This window comes from Streptomyces sp. UNOB3_S3 (assembly GCF_020740895.1).
Taxonomy (GTDB): domain Bacteria; phylum Actinomycetota; class Actinomycetes; order Streptomycetales; family Streptomycetaceae; genus Streptomyces.
In genome coordinates this window covers 1-996 of record NZ_JAILXP010000718.1, presented here as the reverse complement: position 1 = coordinate 996, position 996 = coordinate 1, and the positions used below count along the sequence as shown (strand labels likewise).

Sequence of the window (996 nt, the reverse complement as noted above, 5' to 3'; positions counted from 1 at the left end):
GGCGGGGCGGAGGCGATGGCGTCGAACTCCTCGCGGGCCCACTCCAGCTTCCCCTGCCGGGACAGCTCCGTCTCCAGCGCGTCGCGGAGGTCGACCAGGAGCTCCACGTCCAGCGCGGCGTAGCGCAGCCAGGGCTCGGGCAGCGGGCGGGTGGACCAGTCGACGGCGGAGTGGCCCTTCTCCAGGGCGTACCCGAGGACGTTCTCGACCATCGCGCCGAGCCCGACCCGGGCGAAGCCGGCGAGCCGCCCCGCCAGCTCGGTGTCGAAGAGCCGGGACGGGGTCATCCCTATCTCGCGCAGGCACGGCAGGTCCTGGGTGGCCGCGTGCAGTACCCACTCGGCGTCGCCGATGGCCTCGCCCAGGGCGGACAGGTCGGGGCAGCCGACCGGGTCGATCAGCGCCGTGCCGGCGCCCTCGCGGCGCAGCTGGACGAGGTAGGCGCGCTGGCCGTAGCGGTAGCCGGAGGCCCGCTCGGCGTCCACGGCGACGGGCCCGGTGCCCGCGGCGAAGGCCGCGACGACCCGGGCCAGGGCGTCGGCGTCGGCGACGACCGGGGGCATGCCTTCCCGTGGCTCCAGCAGGGGGATCGGCGCCGAATCGACGTCGTCCGGGGGGCCGCCCCCGGTGGTTCGCAGTGTCGTGTCTTCTGCGGTCTCTTGGGCGTCGGTCACTGGTCAAGGGTATCTGTGTATGGCAAGCGCCCGTCGCCGGAACGTTCCGGCGACGGGCGCTGCGGGGATTTCGGGGGGCGCTCAGTGGATGATGCCGGTGCGCAGCGCGACGGCCACCATTCCGGCCCGGTCCCCGGTGCCGAGCTTGCGGGCGATCCGGGCGAGGTGGCTCTTGACGGTGAGTGCCGAGAGCCCCATCGAGACGCCGATGGCCTTGTTGGACTGGCCCTCCGCAACCAGCCGCAGCACCTCCACCTCGCGTCCGGACAGCTCGCGGTAGCCGCCGGGGTGGCCGGGGGCGCCGGGGGGCCGGCGCTGCATC

General features: G+C 74.6%; 2 protein-coding genes. Both read right to left on the bottom strand.

The features are described from left to right. Positions 1-674, bottom strand: a 674-nt coding sequence (locus K6I33_RS35255; RefSeq protein WP_229358864.1) for a ribonuclease D, incomplete at its 3' end; no start/stop codon positions are given. Positions 675-755: 81 nt separating this feature from the next. Further along, the coding region (locus tag K6I33_RS35250) for a response regulator transcription factor (RefSeq protein ID WP_229358863.1) at positions 756-996 on the bottom strand (241 nt) is incomplete at its 5' end.